General features: G+C 59.9%; 17 protein-coding genes and 1 pseudogene. 7 read left to right on the top strand and 11 right to left on the bottom strand.

What is annotated here, in order from left to right; translation table 11 throughout:
• Positions 1-347: 347 nt before the first annotated feature.
• Positions 348-2,279 carry an adenylate/guanylate cyclase domain-containing protein gene (locus tag B5E41_RS27855; protein WP_088396924.1) on the bottom strand — a complete coding sequence of 644 codons (1,932 nt, stop codon included), beginning with the start codon at positions 2,277-2,279 and terminating at the stop codon, positions 348-350.
• A gap of 197 nt (positions 2,280-2,476) precedes the next feature.
• Here B5E41_RS27855 and B5E41_RS27850 point away from each other — a divergent pair, with 197 nt between their 5' ends.
• Positions 2,477-3,247 carry an SDR family NAD(P)-dependent oxidoreductase gene (locus B5E41_RS27850; RefSeq protein WP_088396923.1) on the top strand — a complete coding sequence of 257 codons (771 nt, stop codon included), beginning with the start codon at positions 2,477-2,479 and terminating at the stop codon, positions 3,245-3,247.
• Between the two features lie 273 nt (positions 3,248-3,520).
• A complete protein-coding gene (locus B5E41_RS27845; protein WP_141098816.1) occupies positions 3,521-3,880 on the top strand; it encodes a hypothetical protein in 360 nt (119 codons plus the stop codon).
• Positions 3,881-4,050: 170 nt separating this feature from the next.
• Here the strand turns inward: B5E41_RS27845 and B5E41_RS27840 are convergent, their stop codons facing one another.
• Positions 4,051-4,950: a LysR family transcriptional regulator gene (locus B5E41_RS27840; RefSeq protein ID WP_088396947.1), complete on the bottom strand. Its 900-nt coding sequence runs from the start codon at positions 4,948-4,950 to the stop codon at positions 4,051-4,053.
• Between the two features lie 118 nt (positions 4,951-5,068).
• Here B5E41_RS27840 and B5E41_RS27835 point away from each other — a divergent pair, with 118 nt between their 5' ends.
• The gene (locus B5E41_RS27835; RefSeq protein ID WP_088396946.1) at positions 5,069-5,935 is read left to right on the top strand and encodes an NmrA family NAD(P)-binding protein; all 867 of its coding nucleotides are present in this window, start codon (positions 5,069-5,071) and stop codon (positions 5,933-5,935) included.
• 141 nt (positions 5,936-6,076) lie between these two features.
• Here B5E41_RS27835 and B5E41_RS27830 read toward each other — a convergent pair whose 3' ends face one another.
• Positions 6,077-6,937: an NmrA family NAD(P)-binding protein gene (locus B5E41_RS27830; protein WP_088396921.1), complete on the bottom strand. Its 861-nt coding sequence runs from the start codon at positions 6,935-6,937 to the stop codon at positions 6,077-6,079.
• Between the two features lie 199 nt (positions 6,938-7,136).
• On the opposite strand from B5E41_RS27830, the gene B5E41_RS27825 reads away from it, so the two are divergent.
• Complete coding sequence (locus B5E41_RS27825) at positions 7,137-7,544, top strand: hypothetical protein (RefSeq protein WP_088396920.1); 408 nt, start codon at positions 7,137-7,139, stop codon at positions 7,542-7,544.
• A 76-nt stretch (positions 7,545-7,620) separates the two neighbouring features.
• Here the strand turns inward: B5E41_RS27825 and B5E41_RS27820 are convergent, their stop codons facing one another.
• The 8 genes and pseudogenes from B5E41_RS27820 to B5E41_RS27785 all read right to left on the bottom strand — a co-directional run bounded on the left by B5E41_RS27820 (position 7,621) and on the right by B5E41_RS27785 (position 12,451).
• Complete coding sequence (locus B5E41_RS27820; RefSeq protein ID WP_088396945.1) at positions 7,621-8,100, bottom strand: GNAT family N-acetyltransferase; 480 nt, start codon at positions 8,098-8,100, stop codon at positions 7,621-7,623.
• A 5-nt stretch (positions 8,101-8,105) separates the two neighbouring features.
• Complete coding sequence (locus tag B5E41_RS27815; RefSeq protein WP_088396919.1) at positions 8,106-8,384, bottom strand: type II toxin-antitoxin system TacA family antitoxin; 279 nt, start codon at positions 8,382-8,384, stop codon at positions 8,106-8,108.
• 151 nt (positions 8,385-8,535) lie between these two features.
• Complete coding sequence (locus B5E41_RS27810; RefSeq protein ID WP_088396918.1) at positions 8,536-9,363, bottom strand: aminoglycoside phosphotransferase family protein; 828 nt, start codon at positions 9,361-9,363, stop codon at positions 8,536-8,538.
• Between the two features lie 44 nt (positions 9,364-9,407).
• Positions 9,408-9,773 carry a VOC family protein gene (locus B5E41_RS27805; protein WP_088396944.1) on the bottom strand — a complete coding sequence of 122 codons (366 nt, stop codon included), beginning with the start codon at positions 9,771-9,773 and terminating at the stop codon, positions 9,408-9,410.
• 101 nt (positions 9,774-9,874) lie between these two features.
• Positions 9,875-10,378: an SRPBCC family protein gene (locus tag B5E41_RS27800; RefSeq protein ID WP_088396917.1), complete on the bottom strand. Its 504-nt coding sequence runs from the start codon at positions 10,376-10,378 to the stop codon at positions 9,875-9,877.
• Positions 10,371-10,718, bottom strand: coding sequence for an ArsR/SmtB family transcription factor (locus B5E41_RS27795; protein WP_088396916.1), 348 nt, complete (start codon positions 10,716-10,718; stop codon positions 10,371-10,373). Before B5E41_RS27795 ends, B5E41_RS27800 begins: the two co-directional genes overlap by 8 nt.
• A gap of 245 nt (positions 10,719-10,963) precedes the next feature.
• On the bottom strand, positions 10,964-11,473 hold the full coding sequence (locus B5E41_RS27790; RefSeq protein ID WP_088396943.1) for a DEAD/DEAH box helicase family protein: 510 nt from the start codon (positions 11,471-11,473) through the stop codon (positions 10,964-10,966).
• Positions 11,474-11,567: 94 nt separating this feature from the next.
• Positions 11,568-12,451: pseudogene (locus tag B5E41_RS27785) on the bottom strand (LysR substrate-binding domain-containing protein).
• A gap of 125 nt (positions 12,452-12,576) precedes the next feature.
• Here B5E41_RS27785 and B5E41_RS27780 point away from each other — a divergent pair.
• From B5E41_RS27780 to B5E41_RS27770, 3 genes are all read left to right on the top strand, one after another.
• Positions 12,577-12,762, top strand: coding sequence for a 4-oxalocrotonate tautomerase (locus B5E41_RS27780; RefSeq protein ID WP_088396915.1), 186 nt, complete (start codon positions 12,577-12,579; stop codon positions 12,760-12,762).
• Between the two features lie 206 nt (positions 12,763-12,968).
• Positions 12,969-14,915: an ATP-dependent nuclease gene (locus tag B5E41_RS27775; RefSeq protein WP_088396914.1), complete on the top strand. Its 1,947-nt coding sequence runs from the start codon at positions 12,969-12,971 to the stop codon at positions 14,913-14,915.
• A gap of 10 nt (positions 14,916-14,925) precedes the next feature.
• Positions 14,926-16,836: a UvrD-helicase domain-containing protein gene (locus B5E41_RS27770; RefSeq protein ID WP_088396942.1), complete on the top strand. Its 1,911-nt coding sequence runs from the start codon at positions 14,926-14,928 to the stop codon at positions 16,834-16,836.
• The last annotated feature ends 62 nt before the right edge of the window (positions 16,837-16,898 follow it).

Genomic DNA, 16,898 nt, shown 5'->3' with positions numbered 1-16,898 from the left:
AGGTCGGCTATCGGCTTCGACGCGCGATACTCAAACCATAGCAAAAGCCTCCATTTCCGACTGATCTCTGCAGTCCGAGGAGGATTTATGGCTTCCCATAAGATAAAAAGACTATAATCAGAGCGGCGACAGATCAACTTACTAATTGTGTGATTTTCTTAGTTAATTCGGGCTAGGACGTGAGTAGACTCGCACGCCCGGGGATCGGACTCTGTTATTCATAATGAAGAGGAAGTGCCGTGCGTTCTCACCGGAGGCCTGATGTCGGCACACCCGCCTCGTCCTTCGAGGCCCCTGCGGGGCACCCAGGATGAGGCTCTCTTGGAGGGCCGCGTTGCACGGCTGTTTTACGGTTGCCCGGGAGGCTTCGCCTTCGCCGCGTCGCATTCCGGCAGTCGCACAGGTTTGACGAGGTTCGCCAGCGCCTCGGGCTTGGCGCATACCGGGAAGCCGGCGAGCGGCATTGTCTCTATGAACCGATTGCGCTCCACCGTGCTGAGGCCGGGTTCGTTGATCATGCTCTCGACGGTCACCTCAGGGTGCTGCTTGAGAGTTTCCAGAGCTGAAGCATGCGCCTCATCGGTTCGACCCAGGGCCGCAAGCGAGCTGCTGCGGATCACCCAAGTCCACCTTTGGTAGTTGTTGGCCGTCATGCGCTCCAGCATCGTCACCGCGTCCTCATACCGCCCCGCCATGAAATAGGCAGGGGCGAAGAAGTTGGACGCCCACATCGGATAGTTCGGGTCGAGCCGCATGACCTTGTCGACCATTTGAGCACCGCGTTCCGGGTCGTTGAAGCGTGCGGCATAGCCGCTGTAAAAAGTCAGGATTTCGGACGAACCGGGAGCCAGGCGAAGGGCCGTGTCGAATTCGGACTTGGCGCGACCCATGTCGCCGCTGCTGGCAAGGCTCATGGCAAACACCACGTGGGCCTCAGCGTCGCGCGGATCAAGCCGGACCGCGCGTTCGGCCACATCGGCGCCCGCCTTGCGGTTGCCCTCGGGATCGACTCCGAACACTCTCATCAGATCATGAGCGTGGTAAAGTTCTACCCAGGCCCGCGCCAGCCCCGGGTCCAACTCCACGGCGCGATTGAGAAAGGCGATGGCCTCCTCGTCATCGGCTTTGGTGATCTTTTCGATCTTCTCCGACCCGAGCAGATAATAATCGTAGGCATTCAGGTTTTCGGGCCGTTTGCGTTTGGCTGCGGCCCGCCCGGCCTCCTGAATCAGTCCCACGCCGCCGCCGAGGCGGTTGGCGACCTGCTCTGCGATTTCGGTCTGAACGGCGAATACGTCCTCAGCCGGCCGGTCCCAATTCTCCGACCAAAGATGGCGGCCGGTTTTTGCGTCGATCAACTGCGCTGTGATCCGGACCCGGCCACTCTGCCGCTGGATCGAACCTTCCAGGACAAAGCCGACGTGGAGCGCAGTTGCGACCTGGCGGGCATCCACCGGCTTTCCTTTGTAAGCTTCCGTCGAATTGCGCGCCACCACCTCGAATTCGGGAAACCGTGCGAGGTCGGTGATGACGTCCTCGGTTAGGCCATCGGCCAGACGCCCGCTCGCCTCGTCGCCCCCATAATCTTCGAAGGGCAGCACCGCTACCGACGGCTTGCCGCTCAAAGGTTCCGGCGGGAGGAACCACCATGCGGCCCCGCCACCTGCCAGCGCCAGAACGACGATCGCCGCTGCAGTCGTCCCGATCCAGCGCGGCATCATCGCGAGAAGCGGGCGGCGTGCCCGTTTGCCGTCGAGCCTCAGCCGATACATCCGCACCGGGCGGCTGATGTTCTTGACCTGCCGCTCGCCGGCGAAATCGAGCGGCCAGTCGAGTTTGCCCTGGAGATGATCGTATGCCGTGCCCGACACCACCACGCCGCCCGGCTCGGCCAAATGCTCCAGCCGCGCGGCGACATTCACCCCATCGCCATAAACATCGCCATCCACCAAGGCCACATCGCCCAGATTGATCCCGACGCGGAACATGATGCGCTCAGGCTCCGGCAGGGCGGCATTGCGCGCCGCCACGGCATTCTGAAACACCGCGGCGCAGGCAACCGCATCAACCACGCTGTCGAAGGCGACAAGCGCGCCGTCGCCCATCAGCTTGATGATGGTGCCATGGCGCTCAGAGATAGTGGGATTGATCAGCTCGGCGCGGATGGCCTTCAGCCGCCTGATGGTGCCGGCCTCATCGGCCTCCATCGCCTTGGAGTAGCCAACCATATCCGCCGCGAGGATCGCGAGCAGCTTTCGGTCAAGCGCGGGGGTGCCCATCATCGTTGCCTTGCATGAACATGCAACCGTCTCCGCAGTCTACACCCATCGAAGCGCCGCAACTAGCACGCAGCCAGCGCGGCATGTCTGCTTGGGGTGCTTCTGCGTCCCAAGGCGACACTCCTCAGCACGCGCACAAAATCTGGCATCCGCTGGCCGACCCTGCCATAATTGGGTTTCCCAAGGGAGGCACCACGATGCAGAGGAATGCGCCGGACTTCAGCCTTGAGGGCAAAGTGACTTTGGTAACAGGCGCGAGCCGTGGCATCGGTCGAGCTTGCGCGCTTGCCTGTGCCGCGGCAGGTTCCGATATTGTCCTGGGGGTCCGCAATGTCGCAGCGTCGGCGGATCTGGTTGCCGAGCTCGAGGGCGCGGGACGAAAAGTCCTCGCGGTTGAACTGGACATTCCCAACAAAGCCCATATCGCGCAGGCTGTCGACGCAGCCCTGACGACATTTGGTCGGATCGACGTCCTCGTCAACAATGTCGGTGTGGCTCCAGGCAATCTTGCGGAACTCGTCGAGGAGAAGGACCTTGACGAGATCCTCGATGTCAACATCAAGGGCACCTTCCTGATGACGCAGGCGGTTGGGCGTCAGATGATCAAGCGCAATGGCGGCCGGATCATCAGCATCAGCTCACAGGCCGGCACCGTGGCGCTGCGCGGCGAGGCGATCTATTGCATGAGCAAGGCGGCCATCAATCACCTCTCGCGCTGCCTTGCGGCCGAATGGGCACGCTATAATGTCACCGTCAACACCGTGTCGCCGACTTTCATCCATACGGATGGGACGGCACCCTTTCTCTCCGATCCCGCCAATCGCCAAGCGACGCTCGATCACATTCCCCTCGGCCGGATCGGTGAAACCGATGATGTGGTGGGTGCCGTCGTCTTCCTGGCATCGCCGGCTGCGAGCCTGATCACCGGCGCAAACTTGCTGGTGGACGGTGGATGGTCCGTCGCCTGAGACCGAGGCCACATCGTCAGTAACTTATGCGGCGCTTTTGCCGGCCGTTGAACCCGCCGAAGATGCGAGTTGGCAAAGGCTTCCGAGTTGATCCTGGAGGCCTACAATAACACGGCGTTGCCCTTAGACGACCGCGGCAACGATACACCGCTGAAATCGCTACTCGGCGCCTTGCAATCAGAGAATTTGTAGTGATTTGTCTTACCATTTTGAAATTGCGCAATGATAGGAGCGCAACCAGGGAACACCAGTATTCAGAAAAGGGTGCCGTGTTTGGGGGCGATTACATTTCTGGTATCGACAGCAGCAATTTCCTTGATTTGGCTTTGCGGTACGGCTGAGCAGAAGCGGCAGCCGACCTATGATGATAAACCGATGGTATGCGCAGTTTTTTACCGAGCCTTGGCAAAGGCATATAGCGACACTGGGGACGAAGCAATTTCAGATCGATACATGGCGAAATCGAACGTCTTATATGAACAGGCCGTGGCAAATGTTCTCGCTGTGGGCGGCACAAGGGAGCAAGCCCGCAAGGCCACGCAAAACTTCGCCAATATCATTGAGGAACTGTCCAGTTCAAAGCCCGAGGCGCTGCCCTCGCTAGTAGCGATGTGCAGGCGCGAGTATCCTTGACCGCTTATTCGCCTGTCGCCTAGGCTCGGTCCATGGGCGGAATTGTCGACCGGCATTGCGGCCCATGAAGACGTCACAACGATCGCGGCTGAGATTTCCTCACCTCCGAGGCAGTAACTCTGCAAAAGGCTGGTGTTGAAACAAAAGGCGTCCCGCGCAGGCAGCGGCATCTAGCTGACGATTTCGGCGCAAAAATCAATGAAGGCGCGAACCTTGGCCGGCACATGATGGCGGGAGGTGTAGAAGCAGTGCAGCGGGAAGGTCTCGTCGGGCCAATCCGGATAGAGATCGACCAACTGGCCGCTGTCGATATAGGGCTTCATGCCGAGCGAGAAGACCTGGGCGATGCCGATCCCCGCGAGACAGGCAGCAAGCGCCGTGCCGGCATCATTGACGAGGACGCGGCCACGAGTTTCGATCGGCACCACCTTCTTTCCGCGCCGCAACTCCCATTCGAAAGGCCTACCCGTCAAAGGGTCCTGATATTGGATGCAGGTATGATCGGTCAGGTCGGCAGGCAGGTTCGGCGTGCCGTGCCGTGCAAGATAGGACGGCGCGGCAACCGTGATCACCCTCGTGCGAAAAAGCTGCCGGGCGATCAGCGAGTTCTTCGCCGGGATTTCGCCGAAGCGCACCGCCACATCCATGCCGTCGGCGACAAGGTCGCCGATCTCGTTTCTTGTCACCACCTCGACCTGAAGATCGGGATAGCGGTCGAGAAAATTGCCGAGATTCGGCCCGAGGATCAGCCGCGAAAAATAGGGATCGACATTGATCCGCAGCCTCCCACGCACAGTCTGCGTCGTCCCGGCCGCATCGGCAGCGGCCTCTTCGATGCCGCCGAGTAGCGGCACGACCTGGTCGTAGAAACGCGCACCGTCATCGGTGAGCCTCAGGGAACGGGTCGTCCGCTCGAGCAGGCGCACGCCGATACGGCTCTCAAGTCGCGCCACTGCCCGGCTGACTCCGGAAGCTGTCAGCCCCAGCGCCTCGCCCGCCCGCGCAAAACTACCGCTCTCAACAACGGCGGCCAACACGCTGACGCCATTCAGCAATCGTCCGTCGAACATCATCCAATTCCTGACATTTTGTCATGAACTATCTGACAAAAGGGCAATTCAGTCAAAAGCGACTTTGGCGCATCTTTCCTTCATCGCGGCGCAAGCCGCTGCCAAAAGGAGTCCGAGAATGTTTGCTGTGACTGGAATAACAGGTCAGGTGGGCGCTGTGGTCGGCGCGGAATTGATGGATCAGGGCCTTCCTGTCCGTGCAGTCCTGCGCAATGCGGAAAAAGCAGGCGCCTGGCGGGATTGCGGCGCGGAAATCGCCATTGCCGACATGACGGACGCGCCGGCGCTCGCCCTGGCCTTCGAAGGCGCCGAGGGCGTCTTCGTGCTTCTGCCGCCACGCTTCGATCCTGCGCCGGGTTTTCCTGAGGTAAAGGTAATCATCGAAGCGCTGAAGGCGGCGCTCATCAAGGCATCACCGAAAAAGGTGGTCTGCCTGTCGACGATCGGCGCTCAGGCAAAGCAGGAGAATCTGCTGAGTCAGCTTGGCCTCTTCGAGCAGGCAATGTCGACACTTCCGATGCCGGTGGCCTTCCTGCGCGCCTGTTGGTTCATGGAGAATTCAGCCTGGGACATCGCGCCGGCAAGGGAGAGCGGCATCATGCCAAGCTTTCTGCAGCCGGTCACCAAACCCGTGCCAATGGTTTCCGTGCGCGATGTCGGCGCCACTGCGGCTGAAATGCTGCAGGAGGACTGGACCGGTAAACGCATTGTCGAGCTTGAGGGTCCTTTCCGCATCACGCCGCTGCAGATGGCGGAGGCCTTCTCTGCCGTGCTCGGCAAGACGATCCGTGCCGAGCCGGTTGCAAGGGAGACATGGGAAGCGCTGTTTTTGAACCAGGGCATGCAGAACCCCCGACCCCGTATGCGCATGCTTGACGGCTTCAACGAAGGTTGGATCGAGTTCGAAGGCGGCGAGGCCCGATCGCGCAAGGGCGCAACGACCTTTGAGACCGCTATCCGCAAACTGGTCGATCGCGGTCGATGAAAAGGCCATCGCGGCTTCAGCGGTCCCCTGGAGCCGCCAGACTGCGCGCTGATCACCGGCGCGAAGCTGCTGGCGGACGGTGGCTGGTCCGCCGCCTGACAATGAGGTGCCTGCCCCGGCACAACTCCCATACGGCGCGCGTTAGGACGAGCCCCTAACGAGCTCATCTATGTAGGTCTGGAGCGAGATCGATCCGCGAATTGCGTCCTCGGGATATTCGGGGCCGTCGACGGTGAGAGCCGTCATTCGGGCATAGGAGCGAGCCGCCGCGTCGGAGAAGCCCAAACGGCGGTATGCATCTTCCCAGGCTTCGCGCGGGATCACGTCGACGCGAACGGTCCGGCCGAGGGCGGCGGCGAAGGCTGCGGCAACGTCATTGGGGGAGTATCGTTCCGGCCCTTCGACGGGGTGTATGCCGATCCGGCCGATCGGCTCCTGCAGCAGCCGCGCAGCCACCCTTCCGAGATCCTCCGGCGCGACCATCGGGAGCGTGAGGTCGGCCGGGAGCATGGTCGACAATACTCCGTCCTTCGTGACGGGCCTCACCATCGCATCCCAGTTGCTGTAATAATAGGCTGCGCGGATGATGCTGGCGGGAATCGGCTGACTTCTCAGGCCGGCCTCCAGTTCATAAAGGATGTTGAGATCGCCGCATTGCTCGCCGGGCTGCGCGCCCATGGTTGATTGCGCCACCACCTTCTCCAGTCTCGAGCCTTCGATCGCCGCGAGAAGGCAACGGACGGTCTCCCGCTCCTCCCGATCCGTATCGCTCGAGATGTCAGCGTTCGGGTTCAGCAGGAAGGCCCGCTTCCCGTGACGGAACACCTCGCGCAGCGAGGCGACATCGTGGACATCGGCGAGCGCGACCTCGGCGCCCCGCTGTCGCCATGCGCCCGCCTTCTCAGCGTTTCGTGTGACGATGGTGACGGCTTCGCCCCCAGCGAGCAGCGTCTTCGCCACGGCTGAGCCGACGCGCCCCGTTCCGCCAACAATGATGTACATCGGTCATGCCTCCCGCAATCATGCCGAGCACAACACTTCGCCCCTGCCAAAGGTTCCCTTGCCGTCGCCCGCACAGTTCACCGATGCGGAGCGCCTGCAGCTCGTCAGCGGGACTTGGCTCCTGCGGCTCAATGCCTCACGCAATTGACGCTTTCAGGGGCCGTCGATACGCATACTCATCAGCAACAGGAAACCAATCATGCGAACTTCGACTGCAGCAATTTCCGCTCTCCTTCTTCCAATACTGGCGAGTTGCACGACGACCTCGGGTGGCATCGTCACCGAGAACAAGAGCCTTACTGCAGTCAGCGCCGAGCGGACGCGACTGGCGCAGGCCTGGCACCTCAAAGCCGATTGCTCACAAGCAAGCCGTCCCAACGTTCGAACAGTTTCTCCGCCAGCTCATGGGAAACTCGAAATCGTACCGGAAGATGTACTCGCGAACTCGAAGAAGTTTTCCAAATGCGCAGCGGTGAAAACCGCCGGCACGGTTGTTTACTACACCTCTGCAGCCGGGTATGTCGGCCCTGATAAAACAACGTTCAGGGAGTCCTATGGAGATGGCGTCGTTCGCGACGTGACTTTCGACGTCAACGTCGTCAAGTAGACCGCGTGGGGGCGGCGGGGCGTTAGAAACGCCTATTCGCAATATTCATTGCATCGGGCAATTTTTTGGGAATCAATCAAGCTTGGTGCTTCAACGATAACACCAAGGTCATAGGGTTTGCCGGCGACGCGACGAACCCATAATGCTCGTAAAAGGCCTTGGCTTCGTCGGAGATTGCGTGAACCAGAAGGCCACGAATGCCCACGATATGGGCAGCCTGTCCGGTGCGCAAAACGGCGTCTTGCAACAGCGCAGCTCCAATGCCTTTTCCCTGCCTGTGCCGATCGATAGCAAGACGGCCGAGCACTGCCATAGGAACGGGGCCGGGCATATTGCGCCGGACAGCTCCCGGCGCGTCCGCGACCGCGAGCGCCCCCGATGACAGGCAATAGTAACCGATGACACGCTCGCCCTCGCAGACCACGTAGGTTCGCGACGCGCCGCTGACCTGATTGGCCCGCGCCCGGCGGCGCAGCCATTCATCGAGACCATCGTGCCCGCTGTCGAATAGCTGGAGATCGTGCGCTTCTCCGAGAAGCGCCGGAGGTGACAACATCACCGCTACCACGGTTTGGGAGCATTCATCAGCCGCTCAAAACCTTCCCCGCTGGGCGGCTGGTCGAGGACGGCCAGATAGCGTTCATAGCTATCGGGATCGACTTGCAGCAATGTCTGATCGAGAAGCGCGTCTTCGGCGGCGCGGCGCGCGGCGTCGATCATGAAATCCGAGCGGGTTTTCCCGTGAGCCTTGGCTGCACGGTCGATCAGGCCGCGAATGTCGTCACGAATCTTCAAATTGACGGCGTGTTTGTGGGTATCGGTCGCGTTTTTGCTGGCCATGGTCTTTTCCTTCGAGATCAGCCTATACCACAGGCGCATACACAACGTGTATCTATTTCTTGCCGCACAGCGGTTCGACTGATCGCTGGTTACCGTAGGCGGTGTGCCGCCTTTAAGACTGTTGCCTTGCTCGCGCAGTCTGATCTAGATGCTATGACGACCCACCCGGTCGCTGCACCAATTCCCCTGCGTGTTCTTCCATCCAGGCCACTTCGAGCGCTCCCTCATCAAGGACGCCACGGCGTTTCAGTTCCATTTCCCATGCAGAGCCGGATGCAGCGAGATTGCGCATATGTTGCTGCATCTGCCGCACCCTTTCGATGGCTGCCAGCATGATCTCAATCTCCGGCTCTATCCCGTAAGCGCCGAGGAACAGCTGGAAGCGCCGTGCTTTCTCGCGGACGCCTTTCGGCAAACCATGCGCTTCGCATTTGTCGTCACGCCAAAAGGGCACCCAACGCCAGGCAATGAAGCCGAGGTCCCAAGAGCGCGGTCCTGGTGCTGCCGCATCCCAATCGATAAACGCCACAGGGAGCCCAGCTCGGAAGACGGTATTCCACGGTGACAGATCATTGTGACAGATGGTCTCGACGGGTTCCCGCGGTTCAAGGCGCCAGTTGTGCTCATTCCAGGGAAAGCTTGCTGCAGCATCGTGGTAGGATCGCAGCAATTTCCCCAATTCGACAAGGGCTCGGTCGCTCCAGACGTAGTCAGGAAGCCGGACATCGAAGCGGCCCTGTCGATCAGGGATGAAGCCCTGGCCCAAGCCAACGTCACCTTCGATGTAAGTGAGACATTCGCGTCCCTGATCATCGAAGCCGAGCGCACGCGGAGCCCCTTCAAACCCTTGCCGGTCAATGTGGCGAAGCAGCTCGAGAACGGCGGAAGACCATGCGCGGCCACCCCGCCGAACAGTGCCGCCGACCCGGACAACATTCGAATCTGCGCCGCCTGTGAGAGGAATTTCCGGTTCGCCCATGGGGAACCTTAGGCACGGGCAAACCAGAGGGTCAAGCCGCGGCGCTATCTTCGCTGCGTATCGAACGGCCGAGAGGGCGGCTCCGCAAGGGTGATGCGATTGCCGTCCGGGTCTGCGATCTGGGCAATCCTTCCGTAGTCGCCCTCGGATTCACCTGTGAGCGTCACGCCAATCTCTTCGAGCGCTCTGCGGGCTTCATCCATTTTCGGCACCACAATGGTCAGCCTGCCGAACCCGGCATTCTGCTTGTCGAGGAAGATTTGAATGTTCGCTCCGGCGACGTTGCGCCATTGGATCAACGCCTCCATGGGGCGATCATCAGGCCTCCGGTCAAACAGCCGAGTGTAAAACCTCTCCGCTTTATCCATGTCTGCCGTTGCGAGCGCGGCGTAGATTCCCTGGATCAGCATTGCCATAACTCCCCTTGCTTGCCACTCCACCGTAATGAAACAGGACGAGTTGCGTTCCAAACCTGCGTGGATGGCGGCAAAGGCGGTCTGAAGGCCGTCCGCTACTCGGTCAGGCCGGAAAGCAATTCGTCGAGCTGTTCCAACTGCTCCGGCAATGCGACAGCCGAGCCCTGCAGTGCTTCCTCAAGCGCTTCCTTGGACGGATAGATTTCGTGGAAAATCAGCAGTGTTCTCCCGCCCTGGTCCTCGAAGGTCACGGTGGTGATCGCGCCCTCTTCGCCCTCGTCGTTGGTCCAGACGATGCGCTCGTTCGGCACCACCTCGAGATACTTGCCATAGAAGGCCATGGTGTCCGAACCGCCGGCGCCGAATTCCAGCCGATATTTGCCGCCGGTGCGGACGTCCATTTCGCACGATACGAGCGAAATGCCGGGTGCTGATTTCGGCACCCACCAGCGCTGGAACAGCTCGGGCTGGCTCCACGCTTTGTAAACCGTGCTCGGCGGCGCATCGAATGTCCTGGTTATCACGAGTTCGCGATCCCCTCTGCGCTCGACCGACGTGCGGATCTGCGCGCCACCTGCGCTGTCAACTTGCTCAGTCATCGCTTCCCTCCCGTTTCATTTCGCTGATGATTTCGTCCAACGCTTCGAAGCGGGCCTCGAACAGCCTGCGATGCGCCTCGATCCACTCGGCCTCCGCCTCGAGGCCGCGTTTCCCAAGCTTGCAGGTTCTCACCCGTCCGACCTTCTGCGTGACGACGAGCCCCGCCCGCTCGAGAACTTGGACGTGCTTCTTCATGCCGGTCAGCGTCATCTGGAACTGATCCGCGAGACCGGTGATCGACGCCTCCCCTCGCCCAAGCTGGTCGATGATCCCGCGGCGGGTCGCATCGGACAGCGCCGCGAACGAGAGATCGAGGGGAGGACTATCATACTGAACCATATGGTTCAGTGTATAACCTACTCGCGCAGGTAGCGCAAGTGTCCCCGAACATTCCCTGCCGAAGACCGGTCACTCGAGATCATACACCGCGGCGGCGGCAGCAAAAGTTTGTCTGGCACGGGTCGACAGCTGCCTCGGCAGCTTCGCGCCCTCATTACAGCCACGACGACACACCGTTTGTCGCTTCGAAAGCTGGCGGTGGGAACAAAGGGAGATGCCGCTGATCAGCGTTCAGGCGGAGGACGTCAGGTGAGTTGAGCGAGGATATCGTCGGCGACACCGGTAACGCTACCCGCCGTATTGATAGTGATACCGACGGGAAGATATTCCCGGGTCTTGTGGTAACGGAGCACCAGAGCCCGCTCGGCCGGCTCGAAGCCCGGCTCATCGGGCCGCCCATCCAATCGTCGGTTCAAAGTCTCGACGTCGATGTCGAGCACGAAAACCTTATCGAACAGGTGCAGGAATTTGTGGAAATTGCGCGAGCCGCCACAGAAGAAGGTAACAGGGTGGGTGGTGTCGGCAGCAATGGCCCGGACCTTTTCGGCAGGCCAGATCCAATGCGCGTATCCCCAGACAAGGCGATCGGCGCCTTCGGGTGGTCCCGCGAGGGCCCGGCCTGTCTCGGGGTCACCCACATATGCCAGGACGCGGTCGCCATGGACAACATGGTAGCCCCGCCGCTCCAGTTCGGAAGCGACAGACGTTTTTCCAGTGCCCGAACTGCCTTCGATCAAATAGTTCCTGATGCCCATGAGCGCTTTTATCACGGCCTTCAATCCGATGAGAAGGGTCTCACCGCGCGGACGATCAGCCGACACGCCCATCGTTATGTCGACATCGATCGGCTTAGCCGAACCGTTCGACCAGGAAATCGATCACAGTCCGCAGCATCGCTGTGGGGCGGCGGTTCGGGGCGTAGACGAGGAACATCGGCACAGGCCTGTAGGACCATTCCGGCAGCACCTGTTCGAGCCGTCCTTCGGCGATATCGGCGGCCAGCAGCAGTTCCGGCTGAAGCACGATTCCGGCGCCACTGAGCGCTGCCATGCGCAGCGCCGCGCCCTGATTGGTGGAGAATTTTCCGGCGATCGGCACGTCAAGCATTTCGCCGCCCGGCCCGACCAGGTGCCAGCGGTCATTCATGCGCCAATAGGAATGGCCGAGGCAGAGATGGGTCGTCAGATCCTCCGGCAAGGCCGGCCGGCCATGGCGGGCAAGATAATCCGGCGCGGCCGCGAGAATGCGCCTATAGGGCGTGAGCGGGCGGGCGACGAGGCTGCTGTCTGAGAGCGGGCCGATGTGGATGCCGAGCTCGAACCCCTCGCCGACGAGATCATGGACATTGTTGTCGAGCGACAGCTCGATGCTGACCTCGGGATCGGCGTTCTGATACTCGATCAACGCCGGCACCAGGACTTGCGTGCCGAAGCTGACGGGCGCCACCAGCCGAAGTCGGCCGCGCGGCGCCGATTGCAGCTCGCTTGCCGAAGCCTCGGCCAGCGCCACTTCGGCAAGCACGCGCTTGCAGCGCTCGTAATAGAGCTGGCCGACCTCCTCAGCTGATGCCGCCGCGTGGTGCGATGGATCAGCTTGGCCCCGAGCCGGGTCTCGATCGTCTTGATGTGCTTGGCAACCATGGCCGGCGACACCTGCGCGATCTCCGCGGCGGCCGCGAAACTGCCATTGTCGATAACCCTGACGAACATCGCCATGCCGGCCAGCTTGTCCACGATTGCCTACCTCAAGGTTTCGAATGACGATACCGGGAGCTTATTTATCGACCTGAGCACTTACAACATGGTCGTCATGCCCGCGCAAAGGCGACGGACAGCACCAACCCGACGAAAGAAAAAACATGCCCATTCTTCACCTGCAGATGCATCCCGGCCGCACCGATGAGCAGAAACGCGCCTTCGTGCGCGAAGCGACCAAGGCGGCCGTCGACACCCTGGCCTGCCCGCCGGAATCGCTGGAAATCCTGATCACCGAGATCGCCAAAGATTCCTGGGCGGTCGGCGGCAAGCTGAAAACGGAGGGCTGAGAGGCGATCTGCGGGACGCCTCGCACCGTAGTGGGCAAGGAGCCGGTACTCGGCTCCTATCTGACCGAGCCGGACGACTGGAAGACCATCATACGAAGTTCGGCCGGGCCTTGCGCGGTCGGAGAGGCAGTGCTTCGGCCGCATCTCAAAACCTCCGATTGCATTTTCCAACCCTCTGGACCTAGTATTGGCCTGGGGGAATCAAAATGTATTTATCTGACGTTTCAATAAAGAATTTTCGCGCCCTTACGGATTTCAGGGTGCGTTTGAACCCTGGCATTAACTTGATCGTGGGCGAGAACAATAGCGGGAAGACAGCCCTTGTTGATGCCCTGCGCTATGCGCTTTCCGTGAATTCCGGGGAGTGGATACGGATTCAGGACCGCGATTTCAGTCGCGGTGCTACATCGTTCTCCATCCAGTTGAAGTTCGAGGATATCACCGCCCGGCAGGCTGCAGCATTCGTTGAGCATCTGACTCATGAAACGATCCAAGGCACCGACAACCGGCGCTCGGTCCTGTATCTCAACTATCAGGCGGAACTGACAACACATCTCATACGCGGTGCCCGGCAGATCCAGACTGAACTGCGGTCCGGTGCGAATGCAGAAGGCCCGTCAGTAGAACGAGCCGCGAGAGATTTTCTTGCGACCACATACCTCCGCCCCCTGCGCGATGCGGATGCTGAACTGATGGGCGGTCGCGGATCGCGCTTGGCGCAAATTCTCCTCTCCTCCGAACGGTTCGGAGAACCTGCCGTCATCGAAAACCTGCTGACGACGATCGTAGCGGCCAATGCGGCGATCCTTGAAAATGATGGAGTGAGTGCAACACGCGAACGCATTGAAGAGCAGCTTCGCAGGCTTGATTTTCGTACAAAACCCTTGAGCCCTCTGATCAGCATCATGGGCGGAACCGATCTCGCGCAACTTGATGCTACCGAGCGCAGACAGATGTTCCGGGCAATCCTGGAACGCCTGCAACTACTCATCGATTCACACGAACGCTATCAGGGCCTCGGTTACAGCAATCTGCTGTTCATGGCGACGGAGCTCCTGCTTCTTGAGCAGGAACAGCATGATTTCCCGCTTCTGCTGATCGAGGAGCCGGAAGCGCATCTCCATCCGCAGCTTCAAATGAAATTTCTGCGGGCGCTCAGAGAGGGCTTCGGTGGACAGAATTCCTCATTGCAGAGCATCCTTACAACTCACAGCCCGAACCTGGCGTCGAAAGCGCCGCTTGAAAATGTCATCATAATGGCGGAGGGCAAGGCGTTTTCCCTGCGCATTGATGAAACACGGCTAGATGCGCAAAACTATGTGCATCTGGAGAAATTTCTGGATGTAACAAAATCCAACCTCTTCTTCGCCAAGGGCGTCATCATTGTCGAGGGCGATGGTGAGAACATCCTCCTTTCGACATTTGCCGACCTTCTCGGAACGCCGTTCGAGGATTTTGGCGTATCTGTCATCAACGTCGGCAGCATCGCGTTTGCGCCCTTCGCCCGCATCTTCCAAAGGGCGGGAATGGACGATCCAGCGAATAGCGCTGCATGGCTTGGCACGCGCGTGGTTTGCCTGCGCGATCTTGATCTGTGGCCCGAACCCGCTCGCATCGCGGAAGGCAACATTTACGGCTTTCAGGAAGCAAAGCCCGGCAACCAACAATACTGGGAAAGCCACTACGCGGGTGATGCGCCACGCCGATTGAATTGGATAGCGAACCGCAAATCACTTGCCGGGCAGAATGTGCGGGTGGAAATATCGGACTATTGGACGTTCGAGTACGCGCTTTTGCGGGCTGGATTGGCAGCGGAAGTGTATCAGGCGCTGAAAGGCACACTCGACGGCTACTACGAGTTGCCGGCCGATCCGGAATTGCGGGCGGTTGCCATCTACAAGGACATTGCCACGCAATCCGGTGCGAAGACGAAGCTGGCCTACGCGCTCTCAAGCGTTCTGGTGGAAAAGTTCGGTCCGATTGTCTCGCCCGCCTTCGAGAATGAAACGCCCGAGCAAGCCGACGCGAGACTACAAGCTGACCAGGCGCAAACCGCAGAACGGAGAGCCGCATTTCGGGCGGCGCTGCCGGTCTATATCCTGCGAGCTATAGATTATGCGACGGGGCGCGAAGCCCCTGCGGCAGCAGCATAGGGGCCTGCTAATGCCGATACCTGTCGTAGACGATGCCGACATTGACGCGCTTCTTCAGGAAGTCCATGCCACATCTATGGCTCAAGCGCTGACTCTTGACGAGGCAAGGCGCGCGGCCATTCGGGAGCACCACCATGTCCATGCCTGCCCCGGTGCCGGCAAAACGACACTCATCGGCTTGAAGTTGGTTCTCCTTGCCCGCAAATGGCGCTCGCGCCATCGCGGATTATGTGTCATGACCCATACGAATGTGGCAAAGGACGAGATTCTAAAACGCGTCGGCATCGATACTGCCGCGAGATCGCTGCTCTGCTATCCACACTTCATCGGGACGATCCAAGACTTCGTACAAACGTTTCTGGCGCTGCCGGCCTGCCGCTCCAAAGGCTACCCAATCCGGCAGATAGATGACTCGACTGCGGCGGCCTACATGCATCGCCGCCTGACCCCCGGCACGCGCATATATCTGGAGAACAGGAACGCCAGCACTTTCGGATTGCGCCTAAAATGGGCTCAAGACCAGCTATTCATCGACGTGCCCGGATCGCCAGGCGCCCATACCGCCTCCTACCAGAATATGATCTCTGTAAAAAATCAGGCTTTGCTGAATGGCTATTTTTTCTTCTCCGAGATGTACGCGCTCGCAAGGGAGCTGATCTCAGCCTATCCATCTATCATCGATGCCCTGCGACAGCGCTTCCCCCTCGTAATGATCGACGAGATGCAGGACACGCAGAGATTCCAGGACGAGTTGATCAACCATCTGTTTGGCGATGCTGCAGAGTGCACACTACAGAAGATTGGCGATCCCGATCAGGCGATTTTCGACGGCATGGCGGGCGAGCCGCCAAACGAAACATTCAACGCGGCTATAGACCTCGCACCCATCCCGGACAGCAGCCGGTTCACCGCAACCATAGCTGACAAATTCTGCGGGCTCAGCACAAGGCGGATTGCTTTGACGGGCGGCCGCCCCGCATCCGCGAATACTCCAGCCTGTACATTCATTCTCTATGGCAATGACACGATCGGATCAGTGCTGGATCAGTTCGGCACGATACTCGCCGGACTTCCAGAAGCCGAGCGAAGGATCGTTAAAGCAGTTGGCGGGCGTGCCGAAGGCGGAGCACTCAGCATACAATCTTACTGGCAGGCATTCGATCGGAACCAAGTGAATCGGGGGAGGACTCCAGATACCTTCTGCGAATGCGTTCGGCGCGTTGTGGATTTGAAAGAAGGGCCGGTTCACTCTCACTACCAGCACCTGAGGCAAGGATTGGTGGAGCTTCTGCGCTTGGGCGGTAAGACTGTCATGGGACGATCTGGAGCCGCCGTGCCGATCACGCGCGCAAACTTGAGGCGCTACTTTGATGTCTCGGAGAAGACGCCGCTGATCGATGCTCTGATGGCAGATTTTTTGCTTCGCCCCGCGCTCACGGCGGCCGAATGGCCAGAAATTGCGCAAACCCTCTGCGAGATTTGCGATGTCGATATTGGCAATGTCGCCATTGCCGAATATCTCGCCTATGGGGACCACGCGCCGGAATTGCTGGGTGAAGCCGTGTTGCCCGGCAACGTGTATCTAGGTCCAAGCGGTATCCCGATGGAGGTTTCCACCATCCACGGCGTCAAAGGGGAAACCCACGACGCCACCCTCGTCCTCGAAACCAAATTCGGGGCTCTCTTTGACGTAAAAGAGATGCTGCCCTTCTTGATCAATCCGGCGTTGGAGCGACCAATATTCGACCCGGCCCATGCGGCCACTCACGCATCCATCCGGGCTTCCTTTATGAAAAAGATGTATGTGGCGACTACTAGGGCGCGGCAACTGGTCTGTATAGCGATGCACCGCGACCGCATCTCGCAGCAGGATAGAACAACACTCACAGAACAACGAGGATGGTCGTTTGCTGACCTGTAGCCTTGCGATCATGCCAACGGCATGGGTGCTATGCGCATGCACTAGGATGCAGGCAAGCTCGA

Source organism: Rhizobium esperanzae (assembly GCF_002204185.1).
In the GTDB taxonomy this organism is placed as follows: Bacteria; Pseudomonadota; Alphaproteobacteria; order Rhizobiales; family Rhizobiaceae; genus Rhizobium; species Rhizobium esperanzae.
The sequence above is the reverse complement of the archived record's forward strand: the minus strand, read 5'-3'. Positions and strand labels throughout refer to the sequence as shown.

Bases quoted from the DNA above. Each gene is read 5' to 3' on its own strand.
- B5E41_RS27820 (WP_088396945.1), bottom strand. From the start codon at position 8,100: ATGTTGTCACCTCCGGCGCTTCTCGGAGAAGCGCACGATCTCCAGCTA.
- B5E41_RS27835 (WP_088396946.1), top strand. From the start codon at position 5,069: ATGTTTGCTGTGACTGGAATAACAGGTCAGGTGGGCGCTGTGGTCGGC.
- B5E41_RS27815 (WP_088396919.1), bottom strand. From the start codon at position 8,384: ATGGCCAGCAAAAACGCGACCGATACCCACAAACACGCCGTCAATTTG.
- B5E41_RS27830 (WP_088396921.1), bottom strand. From the start codon at position 6,937: ATGTACATCATTGTTGGCGGAACGGGGCGCGTCGGCTCAGCCGTGGCG.
- B5E41_RS27775 (WP_088396914.1), top strand. From the start codon at position 12,969: ATGTATTTATCTGACGTTTCAATAAAGAATTTTCGCGCCCTTACGGAT.
- B5E41_RS27850 (WP_088396923.1), top strand. From the start codon at position 2,477: ATGCAGAGGAATGCGCCGGACTTCAGCCTTGAGGGCAAAGTGACTTTG.
- B5E41_RS27810 (WP_088396918.1), bottom strand. From the start codon at position 9,363: ATGGGCGAACCGGAAATTCCTCTCACAGGCGGCGCAGATTCGAATGTT.
- B5E41_RS27855 (WP_088396924.1), bottom strand. From the start codon at position 2,279: ATGGGCACCCCCGCGCTTGACCGAAAGCTGCTCGCGATCCTCGCGGCG.
- B5E41_RS27790 (WP_088396943.1), bottom strand. From the start codon at position 11,473: ATGGGCATCAGGAACTATTTGATCGAAGGCAGTTCGGGCACTGGAAAA.
- B5E41_RS27805 (WP_088396944.1), bottom strand. From the start codon at position 9,773: ATGCTGATCCAGGGAATCTACGCCGCGCTCGCAACGGCAGACATGGAT.
- B5E41_RS27780 (WP_088396915.1), top strand. From the start codon at position 12,577: ATGCCCATTCTTCACCTGCAGATGCATCCCGGCCGCACCGATGAGCAG.
- B5E41_RS27770 (WP_088396942.1), top strand. From the start codon at position 14,926: ATGCCGATACCTGTCGTAGACGATGCCGACATTGACGCGCTTCTTCAG.
- B5E41_RS27800 (WP_088396917.1), bottom strand. From the start codon at position 10,378: ATGACTGAGCAAGTTGACAGCGCAGGTGGCGCGCAGATCCGCACGTCG.
- B5E41_RS27840 (WP_088396947.1), bottom strand. From the start codon at position 4,950: ATGTTCGACGGACGATTGCTGAATGGCGTCAGCGTGTTGGCCGCCGTT.
- B5E41_RS27795 (WP_088396916.1), bottom strand. From the start codon at position 10,718: ATGGTTCAGTATGATAGTCCTCCCCTCGATCTCTCGTTCGCGGCGCTG.
- B5E41_RS27825 (WP_088396920.1), top strand. From the start codon at position 7,137: ATGCGAACTTCGACTGCAGCAATTTCCGCTCTCCTTCTTCCAATACTG.